This window comes from Geodermatophilus sp. DF01-2, assembly GCF_004571065.1.
Taxonomy (GTDB): domain Bacteria; phylum Actinomycetota; class Actinomycetes; order Mycobacteriales; family Geodermatophilaceae; genus Geodermatophilus.
Window position 1 is genome coordinate 1 of the sequence record NZ_SPQN01000019.1, and the last position, 17,249, is coordinate 17,249.

A 17,249-nucleotide genomic window follows, 5' to 3' on the forward strand; every position below is an offset into this window, starting at 1 on the left:
GTGCGGACCGGGGCGGGCGGAGGTCGGGCGCTGCGGCACGGCCCGCCGGTCAGGCGGAGGTGCGGGAGCTGCGACGGGCCGCGACGGCTGCGCCACCGGCGGCGGCCAGGGCCGCGCCGCCGAGGACGTAGGGCAGCGCGCTGCCGTCCTCGCCGGCGCTGCCGTCACCGGCGGCGACGGCACCGGACGGGCGGGTGGAGACCTGCGGGCCGCCGGTGCCGGTCTGGCCGCTGGCCGAGGCCGTGGGCGCGTACTGCTGCTCTTCGCAGGCGATGCCGTCGTCGTCGGCGTCCAGGCGCTCGGGGTCGCCCGGGACGGCGTCGAACGCGGCCTGGGCCTCGGCCTGGCTGGCGAAGTCGGGGCAGTCGCGGTCGGTCGCGGCGTTCGCGGTGCCGGTGAGGCCGAGGGTCAGGACGGCGGTGACGAGGACACCGGCGGTTGCGGTGGTGCGGCGCATGGGCTCTCCCGGGGGTGGTGGGCGGTCGCCAGACCAGCCTCACCCTAGGGTGAGCGGGTGACTACGGCGTGATGATGCGGTTCTCGACCGTCTCGGTCGTCAGGTGCTGCCAGGGGGACACGCGCCGACACGCCGCTCGGCCTCACCGGCCGCGGCCCGTCCCGGCCTCCGCCGTCCTGGGTGCCATCGACCACCCAGGAGGCTCCGAGGCGGGGCGGCGGTCAGCGGTCCGCGGCCCGGCGGTAGAGGTGGCGTCCCGGGGTGGAGCTCACACCGTGCACGACCGTGCTCGCCGTCACCACCAGGCTGACGGCCGCCCACAGCCGAGGGTCGGTGACCCCTTCCTCCGCGCTCGACGTCACGTAGAACAGCGCGCTCACGCCGACGGGGCCGAACCAGCCGAGGAACACGGCGTCCCGCAGCCGCAGCCCGAGCGGGCGGGCCAGCGCGAGGAGCACCGGCGGTCGCCGCAGCAGCAGCACGGCGACGGGCAGCACCACCGCTCCCCAGCCCAGCTCCGCCCAGTCCGACCAGGGCAGCTCGGTGCCCAGCAGGAGGAACAGCGGGAGGACGAGGTAGCGGTTGACCGCTTCGTCGATGGTGTCCTGCGGGCCGACCTGGTCCTCGGCGACGGCGTAGTTGTAGGCCAGGCCGGCGACGAAGACCGCGAGCACGCCGTCGGCGTCGAGGATCCGCGTGATGCCCAGGACGGCGACGGCCAGCACCAGCGTGAAGACCAGCGAGGAACCGCGGTCCACGTCCGAGTGGCCCGCCGCGTAGCTCATCGCCCGCCCGGCGACCAGGCCGGTGGCGACACCGACGCCGACGCCGACGAGGACCTGGTAGAGGCCGTCGAGGGCGGCGTGTCCCAGCGACCCGTGCGCGGCGAGGGCGATGCCGAGGACGACGAGCGGGAGCGCGAGGCCGTCGTTGGCGCCCGACTCGACCGAGAGCACCTGGCGCATGCGTACCGGGAGGTGCTCCTCCGCCGGCTGCCCGGTCACGACACTCGAGGCGAGGACGGGGTCGGTGGGGCAGGTGCAGGCGCCGATGAGGGCCGCCAGGGCCAGGGGGACGCCCAGGATCAGCCAGGCGAGCCCGGCCGACACGGCCGCCATGGCGACCATCGCCACGGTGACCAGGACGGCGGTGGGCGGGACGACCGGCCTCAGCCGGCGGACCGGATAGCGCAGGGCGACGCCCATGAGGGACACGGCGAGCAGGACCCGCGCGGCCTCCAGGAGGAGCCTCGACCGCACGTCGTCCCCCAGCTCGACGACGCCGAGCAGCTGCGGGCCGACGAGCACGCCGAGGAGCAGGGCGGCCAGCGGCTCGCTGAACGGCAGGTCGCGGATGCGGGTCGACAGGGCGGCGAGCACCACGGCCAGGCTGCCGACGAGGGCGTACGTGAGGTGCAGCTCATCCACCGGGGTCGGGGCCTCCTCGTCCGGTCACGGTCGTCGCGCGGCCGCCCGCCCCGGACGGCCACCGCTCGGCGGCGCCGTGACGTGGCGCTGCCGCGCGACAGCCTGCCCTGGACGCCAACCGGGCCGGGCAGCGACCGGGTTCGCCCCGGGGCAGCCGGGTCAGGGCAGCCGGCGCGCCAGGCCCTCGACGGGGGCGGACCAGGCCGAGGGCGCCGTCCAGACGAAGCTGTGCGCGCCGGGCACCGAGCAGAACCGGCCGTCGGTGGCGAGGCCGCTCAACTCGCGTGCCCACTCCTCGGTGCAGAGCCGGTCCTGGTCGCCGCGGAGCACGAGCACCGGGACCGGCACGCGGGGGACGGCGTCCTCCAGGGCGTCGGCCAGGTGGACCTTCAGCGCGTGCCGCACCCGGCGCAGGCCCGCCCGCTGCCGTTCCGGCGTGTGCTGCTCGTCGAGGGTTCGCGGCTCCAGCTCGTGGTTCCGGCGCCAGGCCATCAGCACCCGCCGCATGCTGCGGAAGCGCGGGTCGATCGTGGGGCTGGCCAGCACCAGCGCCCGAACGTTCCGGAGACGAACGGCCGCGGCCCGCGCGGCCACCTGGGTGCCGCTGGAGTGCCCCGCGAGCACGACCCGCTCGAGGCCGCTCGCGGCCAGCCACTGCACCACGGCGTCGGCGAACTGGCCGACGTCCAGCGGGTGCGGCGGCTCTCCGCTGCCGGAGAAGCCGGGCAGCTCGACCAGGTGGGCGCGGGTCCAGGCGCCGAGCTCGCACACGGCCGGCCGGAGGTAGTCGGCCACGGCCAGGCCCGGGACGACCACGACCTCGGGGACGCCGTCCCGCGGCGTGCCGGTGGCCCGGCTGCGCATGACCCCCCAGGTCGTGGGCCGGTGGGTGATGGCGACGTCGGGAGGCACGCGCGGAGTTCCTGGCCCGGCGTCTACCAGGCGGTGGTCGGCTGGAGCACGGCCTCGGTGAGCGCCTCGGTGCGCAGGCGCGTGACCTGCTGGTACTCGGGGTCGGCGACCATGCGGCTGAAGGCCTCGCGGGAGGGATAGCGGACGAGGAGCACGGCGTCCCAGTCCTGGCCCTGCTCGGCGACGAGCGGGGTGCCGCCGTCCCCGGCGTAGAGCACCTCGCCGCCGTACCGGGGGAGGAAGGTCTCGGAGAGGGCCGCGGCGTACTCCGCGTAGGACTCGCGGCCGCCGTCGGCGAAGCGGAGCAGGTTGAGCATCACCACCGGGCCGCCCGGGTCCTCCTGGAGAAAGCGCTTGAGGTCCGCACCGCGGGGGTCGACAGCCATGGCTGCGACGCTAACAAGAGCCGCTCGCGCGGGCGGGGTGCGTGACACTGCGGGTCGGCGTCCGTGCTGGTTAACTCCGGGCAGACGGTGCGCCGAGCCGTCCGGGCCGGTGCAGAGGGGGTTCGCCATGGCGACGACGGTCGCGGGGATGTCGAAGCAGCAGCTGGCGAGGGCGCTGGGCGCCACGGGGGCGGCCTTCGGGCTGCTCAGCGTCGTCGCGCCGAGGGCGGTCGCCGGGGCGTACGGCGTGCCGGTCACCCCGGCGGGCCTGCAGCTGCAGCGGCTGTTCGGCAGCCGGGCGCTGGCCGTCGCCGGCCTGGCGCTGACCGCCCGCACCGACGAGGAGGTCGACCGCGGGTTGGCCGCGGTGGCCGCCATGAACGCCATCGACGCGGTCACCGCGCTGGCGGCGGCGAAGGGCGCCGGACGGCCGACCACGCTGCGGGCGGTCGTCAGCTCGGCCGCCTACGGTGCCGCCGCGCTGGCCGTCCGGTCGATGAAGGGCTGACCGCGGCCCTCACCTGGTTCCGGGACGGCGGACTGATGCCCGCCGTCTGCTGCGCCACCCTCTCGACCAGGCGGTGACCGGGGGGGCGAGGAGGCAGGCCTGCTCGGCGGCGAACGCAGCTGCCGCGTGGGCGCTGTGGGTCAGTCGTAGGGGTTGGTGAGGACCGGCCGGGCCTCGAGGACGTCGAAGGTGACCGGCGGACCCTCGGTGGTGGTGGTCCCGGGGACGTCGGCCGGGGCGCTGCCGTCGACGGTGAAGGTGGCGCCCCAGGTGACGGTCAGCCGGGCGGTGTAGCGCCCGGAGTCGTAGTCGTGCTCGACGGTGTGGTCCGGGTAGGGGCGGCCGGGGTCGGTGCTGGTGATCGGCGGACCGTCGCCGGTGTGCCAGGTGTAGCGCTCGGCGCGGGCGTCGATGATGACCGTGAAGCCGCGGATGTCGACCGTGAACGTCTGGGTGGCCGGGGAGTCGGTGTAGAAGATCACCGGCAGACCGGAGAGCGCGTTGCCGGGTGGCTGGTGTCTCGTCTCCAACTCCGGGAGCGGTAGCCGCTGGAAGTACTGGAAGACCTCGCCCGGGGACGGCGGCGGGTTGAGGTCGGTGACGTCGACGCAGGACCCGCCGTCGGTGATCCACGGCCCGTAGGGGGCTCCGGTCGCGGTGCCCGAGGGTGGCGGGACGTCCTCCACGGGGTTGCCGTCCGGCTGAGCGAGCCGCTGCCGCTGGACGACGAGGAACTGGATCACTCGGCCCTCGACCGGAGGACAGGCGCGTGTCCGCGAGTCGCAGGAGACGGTGGCAGCGTCCTCCGCCGTGCAGGGAGTCCGCAGCCGCCAGGTGTAGAGAACCGGGCCGGCAGAAGCCGCGTTGCTGGCTACGCGGATCCCACTCGCGCCGGGCGGCGACACGTCACTGCTCCTGATTTCGGCGGCCCCTTGATCGAGCGTGGTATCAGGGCATTCGCCGCCGCGGCAGGGCACTTCGGCGAAAGCCTGCTGAGGTATACCGCCAACGAAGATGGCGAGGCTTGCGATGGCGAGCGTTGACCTACGCCTGATCACTGCACGTCCCACTGGGATACCCGCCACGTTGACTGTGCCCGGTCCCAGACCAGGATGGCCCCGCTGCCCGGGCTTGAGCGCTCAGGAAAGGTCAAACCGTCAATAGGCATGCCCTCGTTCATCACGGCGAGCGGTGCTTGAGTGATCACCAGAGCAATCTGCGCCTCGTCACCGGATACAGCCGGGAGGGATATGGCATCGACGCGGACCTCGCCACCTTGGTAGGTGAAGCCGGCAGCCGAATCTGCGTCCATGTCGTCGGCGATCCTGTCGCAGGTTCCGCAGCCGCTGCTGAGGTCGCGCATCCACGTCGGGTCCAGCGTCCGCTGCGCGTGGTTGTAGACCTCCATGTAGTAGCGGAGGAAGGCCTCCGCGCCCTCCGGGGTCTGCTTCCGGGCTGCGGCCGGCATGGGCAGGTCCGGCGGGCCGAGCGGAGGGAGAGCCTCGGCGGTGGTAGGGGCCGATGCGCTGGGCGCGGGAAGGGTGGTGCTGGCCTCCTGCCGGTTGGAGCACCCGGACAGCAGCGCCGTCCCCAGCAGTGCGGTCGCCATCGCCGCCCGGAGTCGATCATGCACGGCGGGGAGGATAGCCAGGCTCGCGCCGTCCGGCGGCCGGTCTGGGGACAGCGGACCCGGTCGGGCGACGTCACCCGTGGGAAATGGTGGAGGGTGCGGTCAGCGGCCGGTCAACCCCCGGACGGCGGTCTGGTCCAGGTCATCCTCCGGGAGCCCGGTGACTGGCGGACCTCCTCCAGCCGCACCCGTCCCATCGAGAACCAGCGAGCGCTCCCGGAGGTCACCGGCGAGCTCGCGGACCGCGTCGGCTCGCCGTCCCGAGCCTCAGCCCACGAGGAAGGCGGTGGCCGTGGGAGCGTCGCCGTCGATGCACGACCCGGTGACGACGAGGCCGGCGTCCTCGCCGACCGGCGCGACGTCGCCCAGGACGCCGGCGCCGGGGCAGAGCGGCACCGCGGCGATCCGCTCACCGCTCGCCAGGTCGAGGGTGACCAGCTCGGCGGGGAAGGACAGGTCGGCCAGGGGCACCCACGCGGAGCGGCCGTCCGGGGAGACGACGACGTCGAGGGCGGAGTCGCCGGTGCCGTCCAGCTCGACGGAGCTGCGCACCTCGCCGTCCACCACGGTGACCAGCCGCCCGCGGCTGCGCGCGTCGCCGACGTGCACGGTGGCGACCGCGGTGCCGTCGGCGGTGACGTCCAGGTCGGCGGGGGAGCTGACGGGGGCGTCGGGCGCGAGGTCGACCGGCTCGCCGACCGGCCGGAGGTCGGCGTCGTACCGGACGAGCAGGGCGCGGCCGTCGGCCTCGACGAGGGCGGCGAGGCCGCCGTCCGGGCGGGTCGTGAGCGCGGTGACGGTGCCGTCGGGGACGACCGGTGCGGTGGTGTGGACGACGCCGGCGGTGAGGTCGACCGCGTAGAGCTGGGCGGGCCGGACATCGGCCAGGGCGAGGGCGGCGTAGAGCATGCGCCCGTCGGGGGAGAGGGCGGTGGCCGCGCGGTCGGGGCGCAGCCCGAGCCCGGTGATGGTGGCCTGTCCATCGGGCCGGACGGTGAGCAGCTGGTATCCGGCGGTCGGGCTGGTGCCCGCGACGAGGTACGTGCCGTCGGGCAGGACGGCGAGCTCGGCGTCCGCCCCGACGCCGGGGATCTCGAGGACCGTCATCGCCGCCGGGCCGTCCTCGCCGGGTGCGACCTCGACCAGCCAGCCGCGCGAGTCGCCGTCCCCGAGCAGCGCGACGGGAGCGCCACCGGGGACGGCCGCGAGGTCGCGCAGGCGGGTGGCGCCGTCGACGGCGGCGTCGAGGTCGACGGTGCCGAGCAGGGCGGGGGCGCCGTCGGGGCCGGTGCGCTGCGTCGGGCCCGTCTCGCCGCCGCCGGTGCAGGCGGCGGTGGCCAGGACGGCGACGAGGGCCGCGGCGGTGCGGCGGACGCGGGGCATGACGGCTCCGGGGTCGACAGACGCCGAGCGTCCGCCGGGCCGGCCGGTGCGGCAACTCGGGCAGGGGACCGGGGACACCGTCCCGTTGCGCCTCCTTCCTGCCGATAGCGCTGGAGGACGGCGGAATGTCCGCGACCCCCGTCGTCCGGGAGTGGCTCGGAATGACGGCTGTGCAGCGACGACTCGGTGATGGCCTGGCGGTGCTGGGCGGCGCACGTCCCGATGTGCTGGAGGCGGCGCCCGGCGCGCGGCCGCGGTTCGTCGCGCTGGGCGGCGTCCTGCTGAGCACCGGTGGCCTCGCCGTCGTGTCGATGGCGTTCGCCGTGGCGATGGCGCTGGGTGTGTGGTGGCCGCTGGCGCTGCTGGTCGGCCTGGGCTGGGGCGCGGTCGTGGTCAACCTCGACCGGATGCTGCTGGTCGGGATGGCGCACGACGCATCGCTGAAGCGCAACCTCGTGCTGGCCGTGCCGCGGGTGGGGCTGGCGCTGGTGCTGGGCGTGGTGATCGCGACACCCCTGACGCTGCAGGTGTTCTCCGCCGAGATCGACACCGAGGTCGAGGCGATGCAGGCCGAGGCGGCCGGCGCCTACCGCTCGTCCCTGGAGACCGACGCCCGCTTCGACGGGCTGCCGGAACTCCGCGAGCGGGTGGCTCTCGGCGAGTCGATCGTGGCCAGCGGCGGCGTCGCCGACCCGCAGCTGGCGGCGGTGCAGGGCGACGTGACGGCGCGCCAGGAGGCCTACGACGCAGCGCTGGCGACGCAGCGGGAGCTGGAGGCCAAGGCGCAGTGCGAGCTGGACGGCACGTGCGGCACGGGCGAGGCCGGCACGGGGACGGCGTACGTCGAGGCGCGGGCGGCCGCGGACGCGCAGGCGGCGGTGGTCGCGTCGGCTCGTTCCTCGCTGGACGCCGCGGTGGCTGCCGCGTCGGCGGCGCAGGGGCGCAGCGCGGAGCTGGCGTCGGCGTCGCTGGCGAGCGACCGCGCGGAGCTGGCGCGGCTGACCGCGGAGCAGACTCGGCTGCAGGCGGCGTTCGACGCGACCAACGAGGACGCCGACGGGATCCTCATGCGACTCGAGGCGCTCGACCGGCTCGGCGACCGCAACGCCACGCTCGCGGCGGCCCAGCTGATGCTGTCGCTGCTGTTCATGAGCATCGAGGTCCTGCCGGTGCTGATGAAACTGCTGCTGAACTTCGGCCCGCCGTCGGCCTACGACAAGCTGGCGGCGCTGCGCGACTCCGGTGACGTGGAGATCGAGGAACTGCAGAAGGAGTCGCGGCTGACCGTGGCGGCGGCGCGCGAGGAGATGCTCGTGATGGCGGAGAAGGAGCGGATCGACCGGCAGAAGCAGGCGATCATCGCCCGCCGCGAGGCCGCCGATGCGGCGGCTCGGGCGGAGCGGGCCGCTGCGGTGCGGGCAGCCGAACTGGCCGCCACGGCGCCGGCCGAGGCCGCTCCGGAGCTCCTGCGCCCGTGGGACACCGGGCCGATGCGCCTGGCCCGCACCGTCGTCCGCAACGCCCGTCGGCGCCCGACCGACCGCGTGCCCGCTGGGGTCTGAGCACGGACCCCAGTCCTCCCCACCCTTCGGAGAAGGACCCCGTCCTCCTCACCGGCGCTCACCGCTGGCCGCAGGCGCGGAAGCCGTCGTCCTCCCGCACGACGACGAGTTGCATCTCGTGCGTCTCGTCGGCCCGGGCGAGCTGCACCTCCACGAGACGGGCCTCCCGGTCGACGTACGCATAGGGGCGGGCCGCACCGACGACGACGGTCGTGCCCTCGTTGTCCGGCCGCCCGAGCATGGCCGCAGCTGCTTCCTGCACGAAGACGTAGCGGTCGAGGGATCCCAGCTCCAGCTGTTCGCTACGGCAGAGCAGCTCCCAGGATGCCCGCCAGTCGTGGCTCAGGCCCGCGGTCACGAAGGCCTCGACCACTTCTCGTGGCGAGTCCGGACCCGAGGTGGGAGCGCGGTGCGTGACGACGCCGGCCAGTGTCGCCACGGTGGCGAGGACGGTCGCGCCGACGGCCACGAGTCCCGTGCGTCGTCGGCGCGAGGCGGGTGCGTCCGGCGCCGGAGCTGCCGGACCGCTCGGCGCCGGCCACTCTCCGGAGCCGGCGACGGAAGGGGGCGGCCAGGCGGGGTGGTCGCGGCCGTCGGGGGACCAGCCCTGCTGGGGCGTCACCGGAGGCCGTCCTCGACGCCGCGGGCCGTCGCGCGGCCGACGCGCACGAAGAAGCCCGGGCTCTGCACCAGGGGCTCGACCCGCCCACCGGCGGCGAGGTGCAGGCTCCACGTGCCGTCGAGCGCGCTGTCGAGGACCTCGTGGAAAGCGCCCGCCCACTCGTCGTCGTCCTCGGTGGGGACGGGTTCGCCGGGGCGGGTGAGCGCCATGGCCAGGTGGACGTCGTCACCGAGGATCGAGCGCGCCACCTCGGAGTGGACGTCGAGCAGCCCGGCCGCCAGGTGCCAGTCGGCCCCGATCGGGATGTCCTCCACGGGAGCCAGGACAGGCGACTGCCGACCGTCGGGGCCCAACCACGCCAGCCACAGGGTCCGGTCGGAGAAGGACAGCGGCGCGAGCAGCGCGACCCAGCGGCGGGTCAGCGCGAGGGACGAGCGGACAGGGACGTCGGCGAGGAATGGTGTCGTCACGCGACACACCGTGGCAGCGCGGAGAGGCCGAGCCGGGGTTTTCCACAGGACCCAGGCGGGCGTGCTGATCGCGACGCCGACGCCGCGCCGGGCGGGTCAGCCTGCCGTCGACTCCTCGCGGGTGCGGGCGGACTCGATGAACGCCCGGATGACGGGGTAGATCTCGGCCTCCCAGCGGGATCCGCTGAAGACGCCGTAGTGGCCCACCCCGTTCTGCAGGTGGCGGCGCGTGCGCTCCTCGGGGATGCCGGTGCACAGCCGGTGGGCCGCCTCGGTCTGGCCGGGGGAGCAGATGTCGTCGTTCGCGCCCTCCACGGTGAGCAGCGCGGTGCTGCGGATGGCGCCGGGGTCGACGGGCCGGCCCCGCCAGGTGAAGCGGCCGGTGGCGAGGTCGTGCCGCTGGAAGATGCGGCCGACCGTCTCCAGGTAGAACTCCGCGGGCACGTCCATCACCGCGCCGTACTCGTCGTAGAAGGCTTGGATGGTTTCGGCCGCGGCGGTGTTGCCGGCCGCGAGGTCGCGGTACATCCGCAGGTGCGCGCTCACGTGCCGCTTGGGGTTCATCGACATGAAGGCCGTCAGCTGCACGACGCCGGGGTAGACCCGCCGTCCCGCGCCCGGGTACCAGCGCGGCACGGTGTCGACGACCCGGCGCTCGAACCAGGAGAGCGGCTTGGTGGCGGCCGAGGTGTTGACCCGGTTGGGGTTGATGCGGGTGTCGATCGGGCCGGCCATGAGGGTGACGCTGCTGGGCTGCGCGAGGTCGCCCGCCGCCGCGAGCAGCGCGACGGCGGCCAGCACGGGGACGGCGGGCTGGCACACGGCCACGACGTGGGTGTCGGGGCCGAGGTGGCGCAGCGCCTGCATGACGTGCTCGATGTACTCGTCCAGCCCGAAGGCGCCGTGCTCCGCAGGGATGTCCCGCGCGTTGTGCCAGTCGATGACGTGGACGTCGTGGTCGGACAGCAGCGTGCGGATCGTCGGCCGGATGAGCGTCGTGAAGTGGCCGGACATGGGGCCGACGACGAGCACGCGGGGCTGGCCGGTCACCGACGGCTTGGCGAAGTGCAGCAGGGTGCCGAACGGCGTCGTCAGCGTCGGGCGCTCGACGACGTCGGCGTCGCGGCCGCCGACCGGCACGGTCTTGATGCCGAACGCCGGGCGGTCGTGGGTGGGCCGGGCCTTGGCGAGGATGTCGCAGGCCGCCCGCACGTGCCGGACGGCCGGCGTGCGGGCCAGCGGGGCGGGCAGCGCGTGCAGCGCCCGGGCGGTCAGCCCGGACGCCGCGACGACGGGCGCCCCAACTCGACGGTTCATCTCGTAGGCGGTGTAGAGCATCGGCCTGCCTGCCTGTCGCGGAAGTCGGAACGGTGCGGTGACGCGGGTCACCTGCCGGGAACGTTAACCGCAGTGAACGATGGCGGCGCGGAAGGACCTCGGCTCGGCGACGCGGCGGGCCATCTGTCGGCGCCACTGGCGCCCGGTGAGCAGCAGTGGCCGCACCAGCATCTGCTGCTCCAGGCCGCCCCTCGTCAGGGCAGGCCGGCGTGTGGGACGCCGACCTACGTGGCCACGAGCACCGCCTCGCGGGACCGGCGCCCGCGTGTGCTCGTAGAAGTCCGGGACGCAGCACAGGAGCAGCGAGCCGGCCGAGGCAACTCGCAACAGCCGGTGGTCCTTCATCCAGACGACGACCAGCGAGCGGCCGGGCAGCTCGGTACGTCCGGCCGCGCTGGGGTCGCGCGGCCGCGGTGGGGTAGACCGGGGTCGTGACCAGCGACGCCGTTCTCCGCATCGCCATCCTCGACGACTACCAGGCCGTCGCCGCCGAACTCGCCGACTGGACACAGGTTCCGCAGCCCACGGACGTCGTCGAGTTCTCCGACCACGTCACCGACGAGAACGCCCTCGCCGCCCGCCTGGCGCCGTTCGACGTCGTCGTCGCCATGCGCGAGCGCACTCCGCTGCGCCGGAGCCTTCTCGAGCGGCTGCCCCAGCTGAAACTGATCGTCACCACCGGCATGCGGAACAAATCCATCGACGTCGCTGCCGCAGCCGAGCGTGACATCCCCGTCTGCGGGACCGGTGCCGACTACCGCAACACCGTCGAGCTCACCTGGGCGCTCATCCTCGCCACCGTTCGGCACCTGCCGCAGGAGGACGCCGCCGTCCGCGCCGGTGGCTGGCAGCACACCCTCGGGACGACGTTGCACGGCGCCATCCTCGGCGTCCTCGGCCTCGGCCGCATCGGGTCGGACGTCGCCCGCATCGGCCAGGCGTTCGGCATGGAGGTCATCGCCTGGAGCGAGAACCTCACCGACGAGCACGCCCGGGAGCACGGCGCACGGCGGGTCGGCAAGGACGAGCTGCTCGCCGCCAGCGACGTCCTCACCATCCACACGCTGCTGTCCAAGCGCACCCGCGGCCTGGTCACGGCAACCGACCTGGCGCGCATGAAGCCCACCGCCGTCCTGGTCAACACCAGCCGAGGGCCGATCGTGCAGGAGCAGGCGCTGATCGACGCCCTGCGCACCGGCACCATTGCCGGCGCCGGCCTCGACGTCTTCGACACCGAGCCGCTGCCGCGCGACCATCCGCTGCGCGAGCTGCGCCGCGCCGTGCTCACCCCGCACCTGGGCTACGTCACCCGGGATACCTACGCGCGCTTCTACCGCGAGGCGAGGGAGGACGTCGCTGCCTGGCTCGCCGGGTCACCGGTCCGCGTGATCGAGCCCTGATCGCATCGCCGGGGACTCCGTCCGACCGACCCCAGCCCGAGGGACGATGAGTGCACGCGAGGAGCGATGGCAGGAGCGCCTGGCCGTGCCGGTGCTCGTCGCCGCGCACGCCGCGATCCCGGCCATGTTCCTCACCTTCGCCGAGGGCGTGCTCGGCACCGTCGGTCGCGTCATCGACGTGCTCGGCGGCGCGGTCCTCGTCGCCGAGACGGTCATCCTGCTCGTCGTCGCGGAAAGCAAGCGGACCTGGATCAGCCGCAACCGACGCCGCGGCAGCGCCCTGCTGCTCGGGCGACGGCGGCAGCCACTGCCGAGGGCGGGGCTCGATCGTCACGACCGGCATGGTGGGGCACCGGCGCGCGACGGCACGCGCATTCCGCCGGCCCGCGCATCACCTGCGGCCCTGCACCCAACCCGCCACCTGCCGGACGAAGTCCGCCAGGTCTAGCCGCGCCACGGGCACGGCCGAGGCGACGATCGAGAGGTCCGCGCGGGCGTACTCGTGCACCAGGATGTTGCGCAGGCCCACCGCGGCCGCCAGCGAGCGGGCCAGCTCGGTGCCGATCAGGCCGTGCTCGCCCGCGGCGCGGACGGCGTCGCGGTACGTCGTCGGAACCGTCGCCGTCTCGGCAGCCAGCACGTGGCTGCACACCGCCACGACCAGGTCGACGGCCTGGGTCAGGGCGCGTTCCACCGCCAGGCGGAGCAGCACGTCCTGTCCGAGCCGGCCACCGTCGACCTCCCCTACCAGGCGCAGCGCGCCCAGCAGATCGTCGAGCGACCGGAGCTTCGCCTGGACCGAGGCGACGTCGACCGGGCGCGGGGTCACGAACCCGCCAGCCGGTGCAGGTCGAGGTCGCGCAGCCACGCCGTCTCGTAGAATTCGAGCGCCGCAGCCATCTGGGTGCGCGCGAAGAGGCCCGCCGATGCCTCGTACAGCGGTTGCGCCCCGACGAGTCCCGCGAACCGCGCCGTCGGCGAGGCCCCGTCGAGGACCAGCACGTCGACGTCGTCACTGTCGGTCAGGTCGGCGAGGTCGCCCACCAGCGCCAGCAGTCCGTGCGTCCCTGCGGCGAGGGACACGGCGACGTCGAGGTCCCGGGCACTCTCCGGGGTGCGGACGGCGCTGCCGAAGACGGTGATCAGGCTGACGCCGTGCCGTCGCGCCAGCTCGTCGAGGCGCCCGTCGTCGACGGCAGCACGCAGACGCGCGAGTGGGTCGGCCACGGACACGGCCCGAGCGTAGGAGATGGGTGCGACACGCTCAGCGGGATCAGCGGGTGGCGTTCCGAGTTCCACGGTCGAGGGATGCGGACGGGTCATAGGGTGGGGCGCGACCGTGGACACCACCCTTCGTGGAGGTCGCTTCGTGACAGAGGACCTGGTCGAGCGGGCCGGTCAGCTGAAGCGGCAGCTGGTGGATTTCTCGAAGCAGACGCGCTACGACCGGGCCTTCCGCGAGTTCGTCGCCCAGCACGGCGACGGAGCGGAGGCGTGGGACGAGGACCGCGCGATGCTGCTGTGGGACACCTTCCTGCTGGAGCACCGCTTCCGCAACGGCCGCAGCATCGTCGAGCAGTTCGTCGACGCGCGCCCCGACCTGTCGCCGGCGGAGCGGCAGATGCTGCTCGGCTGGCACGACGTGGTGACCGGGGTCTTCGAGGTGAAGGGCCGCGACGGGCCCGCGCTGGTCCTGGCCAACCTGGTCGACGACCTGACGTACCGGACGCGGTCCACGGCCGGGCGGTCGGTGTTCCGCCGGATGCCGAAGCGGTCGTTCCTGCTCACCCGCCTGGTGGCGGTCGGCGACGAGTGGGTCTTCAGCGGCCCGACGAGCGTTCTGCGGCCGGCCGAGCGGGACGTCGCCGTCCAGGTGGCGCTGCAGATCTCGGTGCGCTCGCCCGAGCTGGCGTTCCGCAACGCGGAGAAGCTGGCCCTGGCGTGGGAACTCCAGCGGGTGGACCGGCAGCGCTTCGTCCGGTTCTTCGGATCCGACCTCGTGGTCGTGCCGGGGGACCGGGCGCAGCAGCGGCTCGACGAGTTCTCCGCGTTCCGGCAGGAGGAGATCCTGCGGGAGGACCCGGAGAAGGCGCGCCACATCGGCCGGAGTCCCGCCCGGGTGGTCGAGCTGCCGCCGGACCTGGTCGACGCCGAGACCGTGGCACTCATCCACGACGAGGACGACGGGCTGGGCTTCTACGAGGAGTTCGGCCTGGTCGAGCAGGCCTTCGCCGATCCGGACCTGCTACGCCGCCGCGCGTACCGGGAGCAGGTGCTGGCCTACCTGCACGACGACAGCGTCGAGCCGATGGTGCTGCGCCGGCTGGCCGACCGGGACCCGGACAAGGCGGGCGTGCTCTTCCGTCGGCTGCTGAAGCGGCCGCGGTTCGACTGGGCCCGGGACGGGGAGGAACTGCTGCGCTCGGTCAAGGCGGAGTACTTCGCGCGGCCGCGGCTGCCCACCATCACCCCGGTCGGTGAGCGGCTGGCCGCCTACGCCCGTCAGCGGTGAGAGCGGTCAGGTCGGCCATGTCCGGTCCGGGCGTGGCCGGGCCGGGAAAGGGGCCGGTCGTCGCCCGGGAGCGCGCGTGGCTCAGCTTTGCGGTCCGCCAGGACGGGCCGCTGGTCGGCTCGGACCCATGCGTGGACGGACCGAACATCTGCGGCGGTACGCCGGAGGCTGAGGAACGGGCGCTCCCAGGCTCGTGATCGACGTCCTGAGTGGGGCGTCCAGGAACGGCCCGGCGGAGCAATCCGATCACGCGGGTGGTACCAAGCACCGGACCGGTCCGCGACGTGGGTCTGCTCGACTCCGCCGCCGCCCGCCCCCGAGCCCTGGCATTCGGCCACGGCGCCTACCCGATCCTGGCGCTCAAGGCCGCCGCCCTGCTGCACTCGCTGCTCGCAACCACGCCCTCGTCGACGGCAACAAGAGGCTGAGCTGGCTGGCGACCGTGGTCTTCCTTGACCTGAACACCCACGTCCCGGACCTCGACGACGACAGCGCCTTCCGACTCGTGATGGATGTCGCCGCCGGCCGCGCCGACGTACAGGAGATCGCCGACCGGCTCTGCATCACGCCGCGCTGATCCCGGCTGCCGCCCCGGGCGCCTGACGCCGTTCGGCATCGCCTGTGCCAGCCCGTGCCGCCGCCCGGATGCTCCGGTTCGGTGGTCGGGTGAGGCGCCGGACGTACACGGTGCGCCGCGACCCGCTTCTCCGCCGGCCGGTTCCGCAGCGGCCCGCCGAGCGCGGTCACCACGTCCGCCAATGACGACGCCACGGGGGAGCGCCGCAGCGCCGCGTCCAGGCGGCCAAGGGGAGCAGTCTCCGCCCGGCCCGCAGCCGGCGTCCGAGCGTTCCGCCGAGCAGGTCGGCCGCGACGTGGTCGAGCGAGACGGTAACGTTGCCGCTGGCTTCCAGGCCGGTGACCTCCAGGCGCCGGCGGACGACGGCCCACACCGGTGTCAGCGCCGGGTCGCGCAGCTCCGCCCACAGCGGGACGGCGGGGTCGCTCATCCGTACACGTGCCGGCTGGTGCCGTCCCAGGGCACCCGCGTGGTGATCGCGGACGTCCCCTCGGCCCGGCGGACCTCGTAGACGTCCAGCGACGGCACACCCGGTCCGAATCCCCACAGCGCGTGCCCGGTCATCACGAAGTCCAGGTCGAGCCGGACCAGCTGGGCCATGAGCTCGCCGATCGTGCGCTCGTCGACCTTGGCGAACGCGTCGTCGAGCAGGATCAGCCGCAGCGCCTCGGCGTCGGGCAGCCCGGCGAAGAACGCGTCGGCCGCGGCGAACAGCGCCAGGTAGCTGACCACCCGCGTCTCGCCCTGGGAGAGCCGGGCCCGGCGGCTGATGCGCCGTCCCTCCCCGGCGGTGGGCCCGAGGATGTAGACCTCGACGGTGTGCCAGGACCGGTGGTCCAGTGCCGCGCGCAGTGCGGTGGCGTAGCCCTGGGCCGGGTCGCTGCGCAGCTGCTCCTCCACCCGGGCGCGCAGCAGCTCGCTGAGCTCGGTGTTGGCATCGGCCGAGCGGGCCGAGGCCCGGGTCCGCACCAGTTCCTCGATCCGGGCGGCCGAACCGGCGGTGTCCTCGGCCAGCGGCCAGCGGATCTCCACCCCGATCCCGTGGCTGGTGCGGATTCCGGCTGCGGCCGCGGTTCGACTGGACCCGCGACGGGGAGGAGCTGCTGCGCTCGGTCAAGGCGGACCACTTCGCGCGGCCGTCCCGTCCCCACCTCACATCACCCCGGTCGGTCAACGGCTGGCCGCCTACGTCGGCCGGCGGTGAGAGCGGTCAGGTCGGCCAGGTCCAGTCCGGGCGTGGCCGGGCCGGGAACGGCGGCAGGCGGAGGTGGTAACGGTAGGCCGCGTGGATCCAGGCCGTTCCGGTGTCCGGCGGGAACGCGAGGTCGGCGAGGCTCACCTCCCCGATCCCCTGCGGGCCCTGGCAGGTCGCGATCAGGCCTCGGGCCGGATCGGTGTAGTCGAGGGGTACCGGCTTCGCTCTCGTCGGCGAGCGCCCACGAGGTTCCCAGCGCCGCGTCGACGTCGGGCACGCAGGCACCGCCTGGAGCGCCCACCCGGTCGACCGCTGGGACACCACGACGGCGGGGTCGTCGGCCAGGCCGAGCACTCCTCGGTCGAACAACTGGTGGTGCGGGGAGCCCAGTCCCTCGTCGGAGTGGTCCGGACCGGGCGATGACGTCAGCGGAGACCGCCGATGCAGAGGGCGCCGCGCTCCTCGACGACGATCACCTCGAACTGGTCCGGCCCATCGTGCGCCGCCACGCCGACCTGGACGAGGTAGGCCGACGCCTCGTCGACGTAACGGGCTCCGCCGAAGGTCGGGGGAGTGTCGCCGTGGAACAGCTCGAAGTCCGCGAAGAGCGCCACCCGATGCCGGGCGAAGTCCTCAGGTGACTGCCAGGACAGCTGTTGCACGGCACAGCATGTCCCACTCGGCCGCCAAGTCCTCATGGATCTGGACCTCGACATAGGCCCGGGCGGCCTCTCGGGCTGCGACCGGCCCGGAGGACGATCCGCTGAGCAGGGCGATGGCGACCGACACGAGGACGGCGAGGACTGCTGCCCCGACGAGCAGGGTCCTGCGCCACCGCGGACCACGCCCGCCGATCGGCCCGGCTCCGGC

At 74.1% G+C, this 17,249-nt stretch carries 23 protein-coding genes and 1 pseudogene; 7 read left to right on the forward strand and 17 right to left on the reverse strand.

What is annotated here, in order from left to right; all coding sequences use genetic code 11:
* Positions 1–49 precede the first annotated feature (49 nt).
* The 4 genes from E4P41_RS07685 to E4P41_RS07700 all read right to left on the reverse strand — a co-directional run bounded on the left by E4P41_RS07685 (position 50) and on the right by E4P41_RS07700 (position 3,182).
* Positions 50–457, reverse strand: coding sequence for an excalibur calcium-binding domain-containing protein (locus tag E4P41_RS07685; RefSeq protein ID WP_135140315.1), 408 nt, complete (start codon positions 455–457; stop codon positions 50–52).
* Positions 458–678: 221 nt separating this feature from the next.
* Positions 679–1,884, reverse strand: coding sequence for a cation:proton antiporter (locus E4P41_RS07690; protein WP_135140316.1), 1,206 nt, complete (start codon positions 1,882–1,884; stop codon positions 679–681).
* Between the two features lie 159 nt (positions 1,885–2,043).
* Positions 2,044–2,796: an alpha/beta hydrolase gene (locus tag E4P41_RS07695; protein ID WP_245177175.1), complete on the reverse strand. Its 753-nt coding sequence runs from the start codon at positions 2,794–2,796 to the stop codon at positions 2,044–2,046.
* Between the two features lie 23 nt (positions 2,797–2,819).
* Positions 2,820–3,182: a DUF1330 domain-containing protein gene (locus E4P41_RS07700; protein WP_135140317.1), complete on the reverse strand. Its 363-nt coding sequence runs from the start codon at positions 3,180–3,182 to the stop codon at positions 2,820–2,822.
* A gap of 127 nt (positions 3,183–3,309) precedes the next feature.
* Between E4P41_RS07700 and E4P41_RS07705 the strand changes: the two genes are divergently transcribed.
* Complete coding sequence (locus tag E4P41_RS07705; RefSeq protein WP_135140318.1) at positions 3,310–3,690, forward strand: hypothetical protein; 381 nt, start codon at positions 3,310–3,312, stop codon at positions 3,688–3,690.
* Positions 3,691–3,830: 140 nt separating this feature from the next.
* On the opposite strand, the gene E4P41_RS07710 is transcribed toward E4P41_RS07705, so the two are convergent.
* The 3 genes from E4P41_RS07710 to E4P41_RS07720 form a co-directional block, all read right to left on the reverse strand.
* Positions 3,831–4,433: a hypothetical protein gene (locus E4P41_RS07710; protein WP_135140319.1), complete on the reverse strand. Its 603-nt coding sequence runs from the start codon at positions 4,431–4,433 to the stop codon at positions 3,831–3,833.
* Positions 4,434–4,744: 311 nt separating this feature from the next.
* Complete coding sequence (locus E4P41_RS07715) at positions 4,745–5,323, reverse strand: DUF6318 family protein (RefSeq protein ID WP_135140320.1); 579 nt, start codon at positions 5,321–5,323, stop codon at positions 4,745–4,747.
* Between the two features lie 264 nt (positions 5,324–5,587).
* On the reverse strand, positions 5,588–6,703 hold the full coding sequence (locus tag E4P41_RS07720) for a hypothetical protein (protein WP_135140321.1): 1,116 nt from the start codon (positions 6,701–6,703) through the stop codon (positions 5,588–5,590).
* Positions 6,704–6,828: 125 nt separating this feature from the next.
* On the opposite strand from E4P41_RS07720, the gene E4P41_RS07725 reads away from it, so the two are divergent.
* On the forward strand, positions 6,829–8,265 hold the full coding sequence (locus E4P41_RS07725; RefSeq protein ID WP_245177176.1) for a DUF4407 domain-containing protein: 1,437 nt from the start codon (positions 6,829–6,831) through the stop codon (positions 8,263–8,265).
* A gap of 58 nt (positions 8,266–8,323) precedes the next feature.
* Here the strand turns inward: E4P41_RS07725 and E4P41_RS07730 are convergent, their stop codons facing one another.
* The 3 genes from E4P41_RS07730 to phaZ all read right to left on the reverse strand — a co-directional run bounded on the left by E4P41_RS07730 (position 8,324) and on the right by phaZ (position 10,695).
* The gene (locus E4P41_RS07730) at positions 8,324–8,734 is read right to left on the reverse strand and encodes a hypothetical protein (protein WP_135140322.1); all 411 of its coding nucleotides are present in this window, start codon (positions 8,732–8,734) and stop codon (positions 8,324–8,326) included.
* A gap of 149 nt (positions 8,735–8,883) precedes the next feature.
* Positions 8,884–9,357 carry a hypothetical protein gene (locus E4P41_RS07735; RefSeq protein ID WP_135140323.1) on the reverse strand — a complete coding sequence of 158 codons (474 nt, stop codon included), beginning with the start codon at positions 9,355–9,357 and terminating at the stop codon, positions 8,884–8,886.
* Between the two features lie 96 nt (positions 9,358–9,453).
* Positions 9,454–10,695 (reverse strand): polyhydroxyalkanoate depolymerase, encoded by a 1,242-nt coding sequence (gene phaZ, locus E4P41_RS07740; protein WP_135140324.1) that lies wholly within the window; start codon positions 10,693–10,695, stop codon positions 9,454–9,456.
* A gap of 431 nt (positions 10,696–11,126) precedes the next feature.
* Between phaZ and E4P41_RS07745 the strand changes: the two genes are divergently transcribed.
* Positions 11,127–12,095, forward strand: coding sequence for a D-2-hydroxyacid dehydrogenase family protein (locus tag E4P41_RS07745; RefSeq protein ID WP_135140325.1), 969 nt, complete (start codon positions 11,127–11,129; stop codon positions 12,093–12,095).
* An 85-nt stretch (positions 12,096–12,180) separates the two neighbouring features.
* Positions 12,181–12,543 carry a hypothetical protein gene (locus E4P41_RS22615; protein ID WP_209307586.1) on the forward strand — a complete coding sequence of 121 codons (363 nt, stop codon included), beginning with the start codon at positions 12,181–12,183 and terminating at the stop codon, positions 12,541–12,543.
* On the opposite strand, the gene E4P41_RS07755 is transcribed toward E4P41_RS22615, so the two are convergent.
* Entirely contained in the window at positions 12,487–12,924 is a 438-nt protein-coding gene (locus tag E4P41_RS07755; RefSeq protein WP_167760967.1) for a DUF86 domain-containing protein, read from the reverse strand. The genes E4P41_RS22615 and E4P41_RS07755 overlap by 57 nt on opposite strands.
* Complete coding sequence (locus E4P41_RS07760) at positions 12,921–13,328, reverse strand: hypothetical protein (protein WP_135140327.1); 408 nt, start codon at positions 13,326–13,328, stop codon at positions 12,921–12,923. Before E4P41_RS07760 ends, E4P41_RS07755 begins: the two co-directional genes overlap by 4 nt.
* A gap of 136 nt (positions 13,329–13,464) precedes the next feature.
* Between E4P41_RS07760 and E4P41_RS07765 the strand changes: the two genes are divergently transcribed.
* The 3 genes from E4P41_RS07765 to E4P41_RS23585 all read left to right on the forward strand — a co-directional run bounded on the left by E4P41_RS07765 (position 13,465) and on the right by E4P41_RS23585 (position 15,184).
* Positions 13,465–14,607 carry a hypothetical protein gene (locus E4P41_RS07765; RefSeq protein ID WP_135140328.1) on the forward strand — a complete coding sequence of 381 codons (1,143 nt, stop codon included), beginning with the start codon at positions 13,465–13,467 and terminating at the stop codon, positions 14,605–14,607.
* Between the two features lie 254 nt (positions 14,608–14,861).
* On the forward strand, positions 14,862–15,035 hold the full coding sequence (locus E4P41_RS23085; RefSeq protein ID WP_245177177.1) for a hypothetical protein: 174 nt from the start codon (positions 14,862–14,864) through the stop codon (positions 15,033–15,035).
* Positions 15,036–15,049: 14 nt separating this feature from the next.
* Positions 15,050–15,184, forward strand: coding sequence for a hypothetical protein (locus tag E4P41_RS23585; RefSeq protein WP_280659754.1), 135 nt, complete (start codon positions 15,050–15,052; stop codon positions 15,182–15,184).
* Between the two features lie 166 nt (positions 15,185–15,350).
* On the opposite strand, the gene E4P41_RS23090 is transcribed toward E4P41_RS23585, so the two are convergent.
* The 5 genes and pseudogenes from E4P41_RS23090 to E4P41_RS07790 all read right to left on the reverse strand — a co-directional run bounded on the left by E4P41_RS23090 (position 15,351) and on the right by E4P41_RS07790 (position 17,041).
* Entirely contained in the window at positions 15,351–15,614 is a 264-nt protein-coding gene (locus E4P41_RS23090) for a hypothetical protein (protein ID WP_245177178.1), read from the reverse strand.
* Entirely contained in the window at positions 15,611–16,216 is a 606-nt protein-coding gene (locus E4P41_RS07780) for an SbcC/MukB-like Walker B domain-containing protein (protein ID WP_209307587.1), read from the reverse strand. The genes E4P41_RS23090 and E4P41_RS07780 overlap by 4 nt, the downstream gene beginning before the upstream one ends.
* A 178-nt stretch (positions 16,217–16,394) precedes the next feature.
* Positions 16,395–16,523, reverse strand: a complete 129-nt coding sequence (locus tag E4P41_RS23590) for a hypothetical protein (protein ID WP_280659758.1) — start codon at positions 16,521–16,523, stop codon at positions 16,395–16,397.
* Between the two features lie 165 nt (positions 16,524–16,688).
* A pseudogene (locus tag E4P41_RS23780) lies at positions 16,689–16,793 on the reverse strand (restriction endonuclease); the annotation flags it as partial.
* 11 nt (positions 16,794–16,804) lie between these two features.
* Positions 16,805–17,041 carry a hypothetical protein gene (locus E4P41_RS07790; RefSeq protein ID WP_135140330.1) on the reverse strand — a complete coding sequence of 79 codons (237 nt, stop codon included), beginning with the start codon at positions 17,039–17,041 and terminating at the stop codon, positions 16,805–16,807.
* Positions 17,042–17,249 lie beyond the last annotated feature (208 nt).

Excerpts from the sequence above, each read along its gene's own strand:
- E4P41_RS07685 (WP_135140315.1), bottom strand. The coding sequence starts at position 457 with ATGCGCCGCACCACCGCAACCGCCGGTGTCCTCGTCACCGCCGTCCTG.
- E4P41_RS07700 (WP_135140317.1), bottom strand. The coding sequence starts at position 3,182 with ATGGCTGTCGACCCCCGCGGTGCGGACCTCAAGCGCTTTCTCCAGGAG.
- E4P41_RS07705 (WP_135140318.1), top strand. The coding sequence starts at position 3,310 with ATGGCGACGACGGTCGCGGGGATGTCGAAGCAGCAGCTGGCGAGGGCG.
- E4P41_RS07720 (WP_135140321.1), bottom strand. The coding sequence starts at position 6,703 with ATGCCCCGCGTCCGCCGCACCGCCGCGGCCCTCGTCGCCGTCCTGGCC.
- E4P41_RS07725 (WP_245177176.1), top strand. The coding sequence starts at position 6,829 with ATGTCCGCGACCCCCGTCGTCCGGGAGTGGCTCGGAATGACGGCTGTG.
- phaZ (WP_135140324.1), bottom strand. The coding sequence starts at position 10,695 with ATGCTCTACACCGCCTACGAGATGAACCGTCGAGTTGGGGCGCCCGTC.
- E4P41_RS23090 (WP_245177178.1), bottom strand. The coding sequence starts at position 15,614 with ATGAGCGACCCCGCCGTCCCGCTGTGGGCGGAGCTGCGCGACCCGGCG.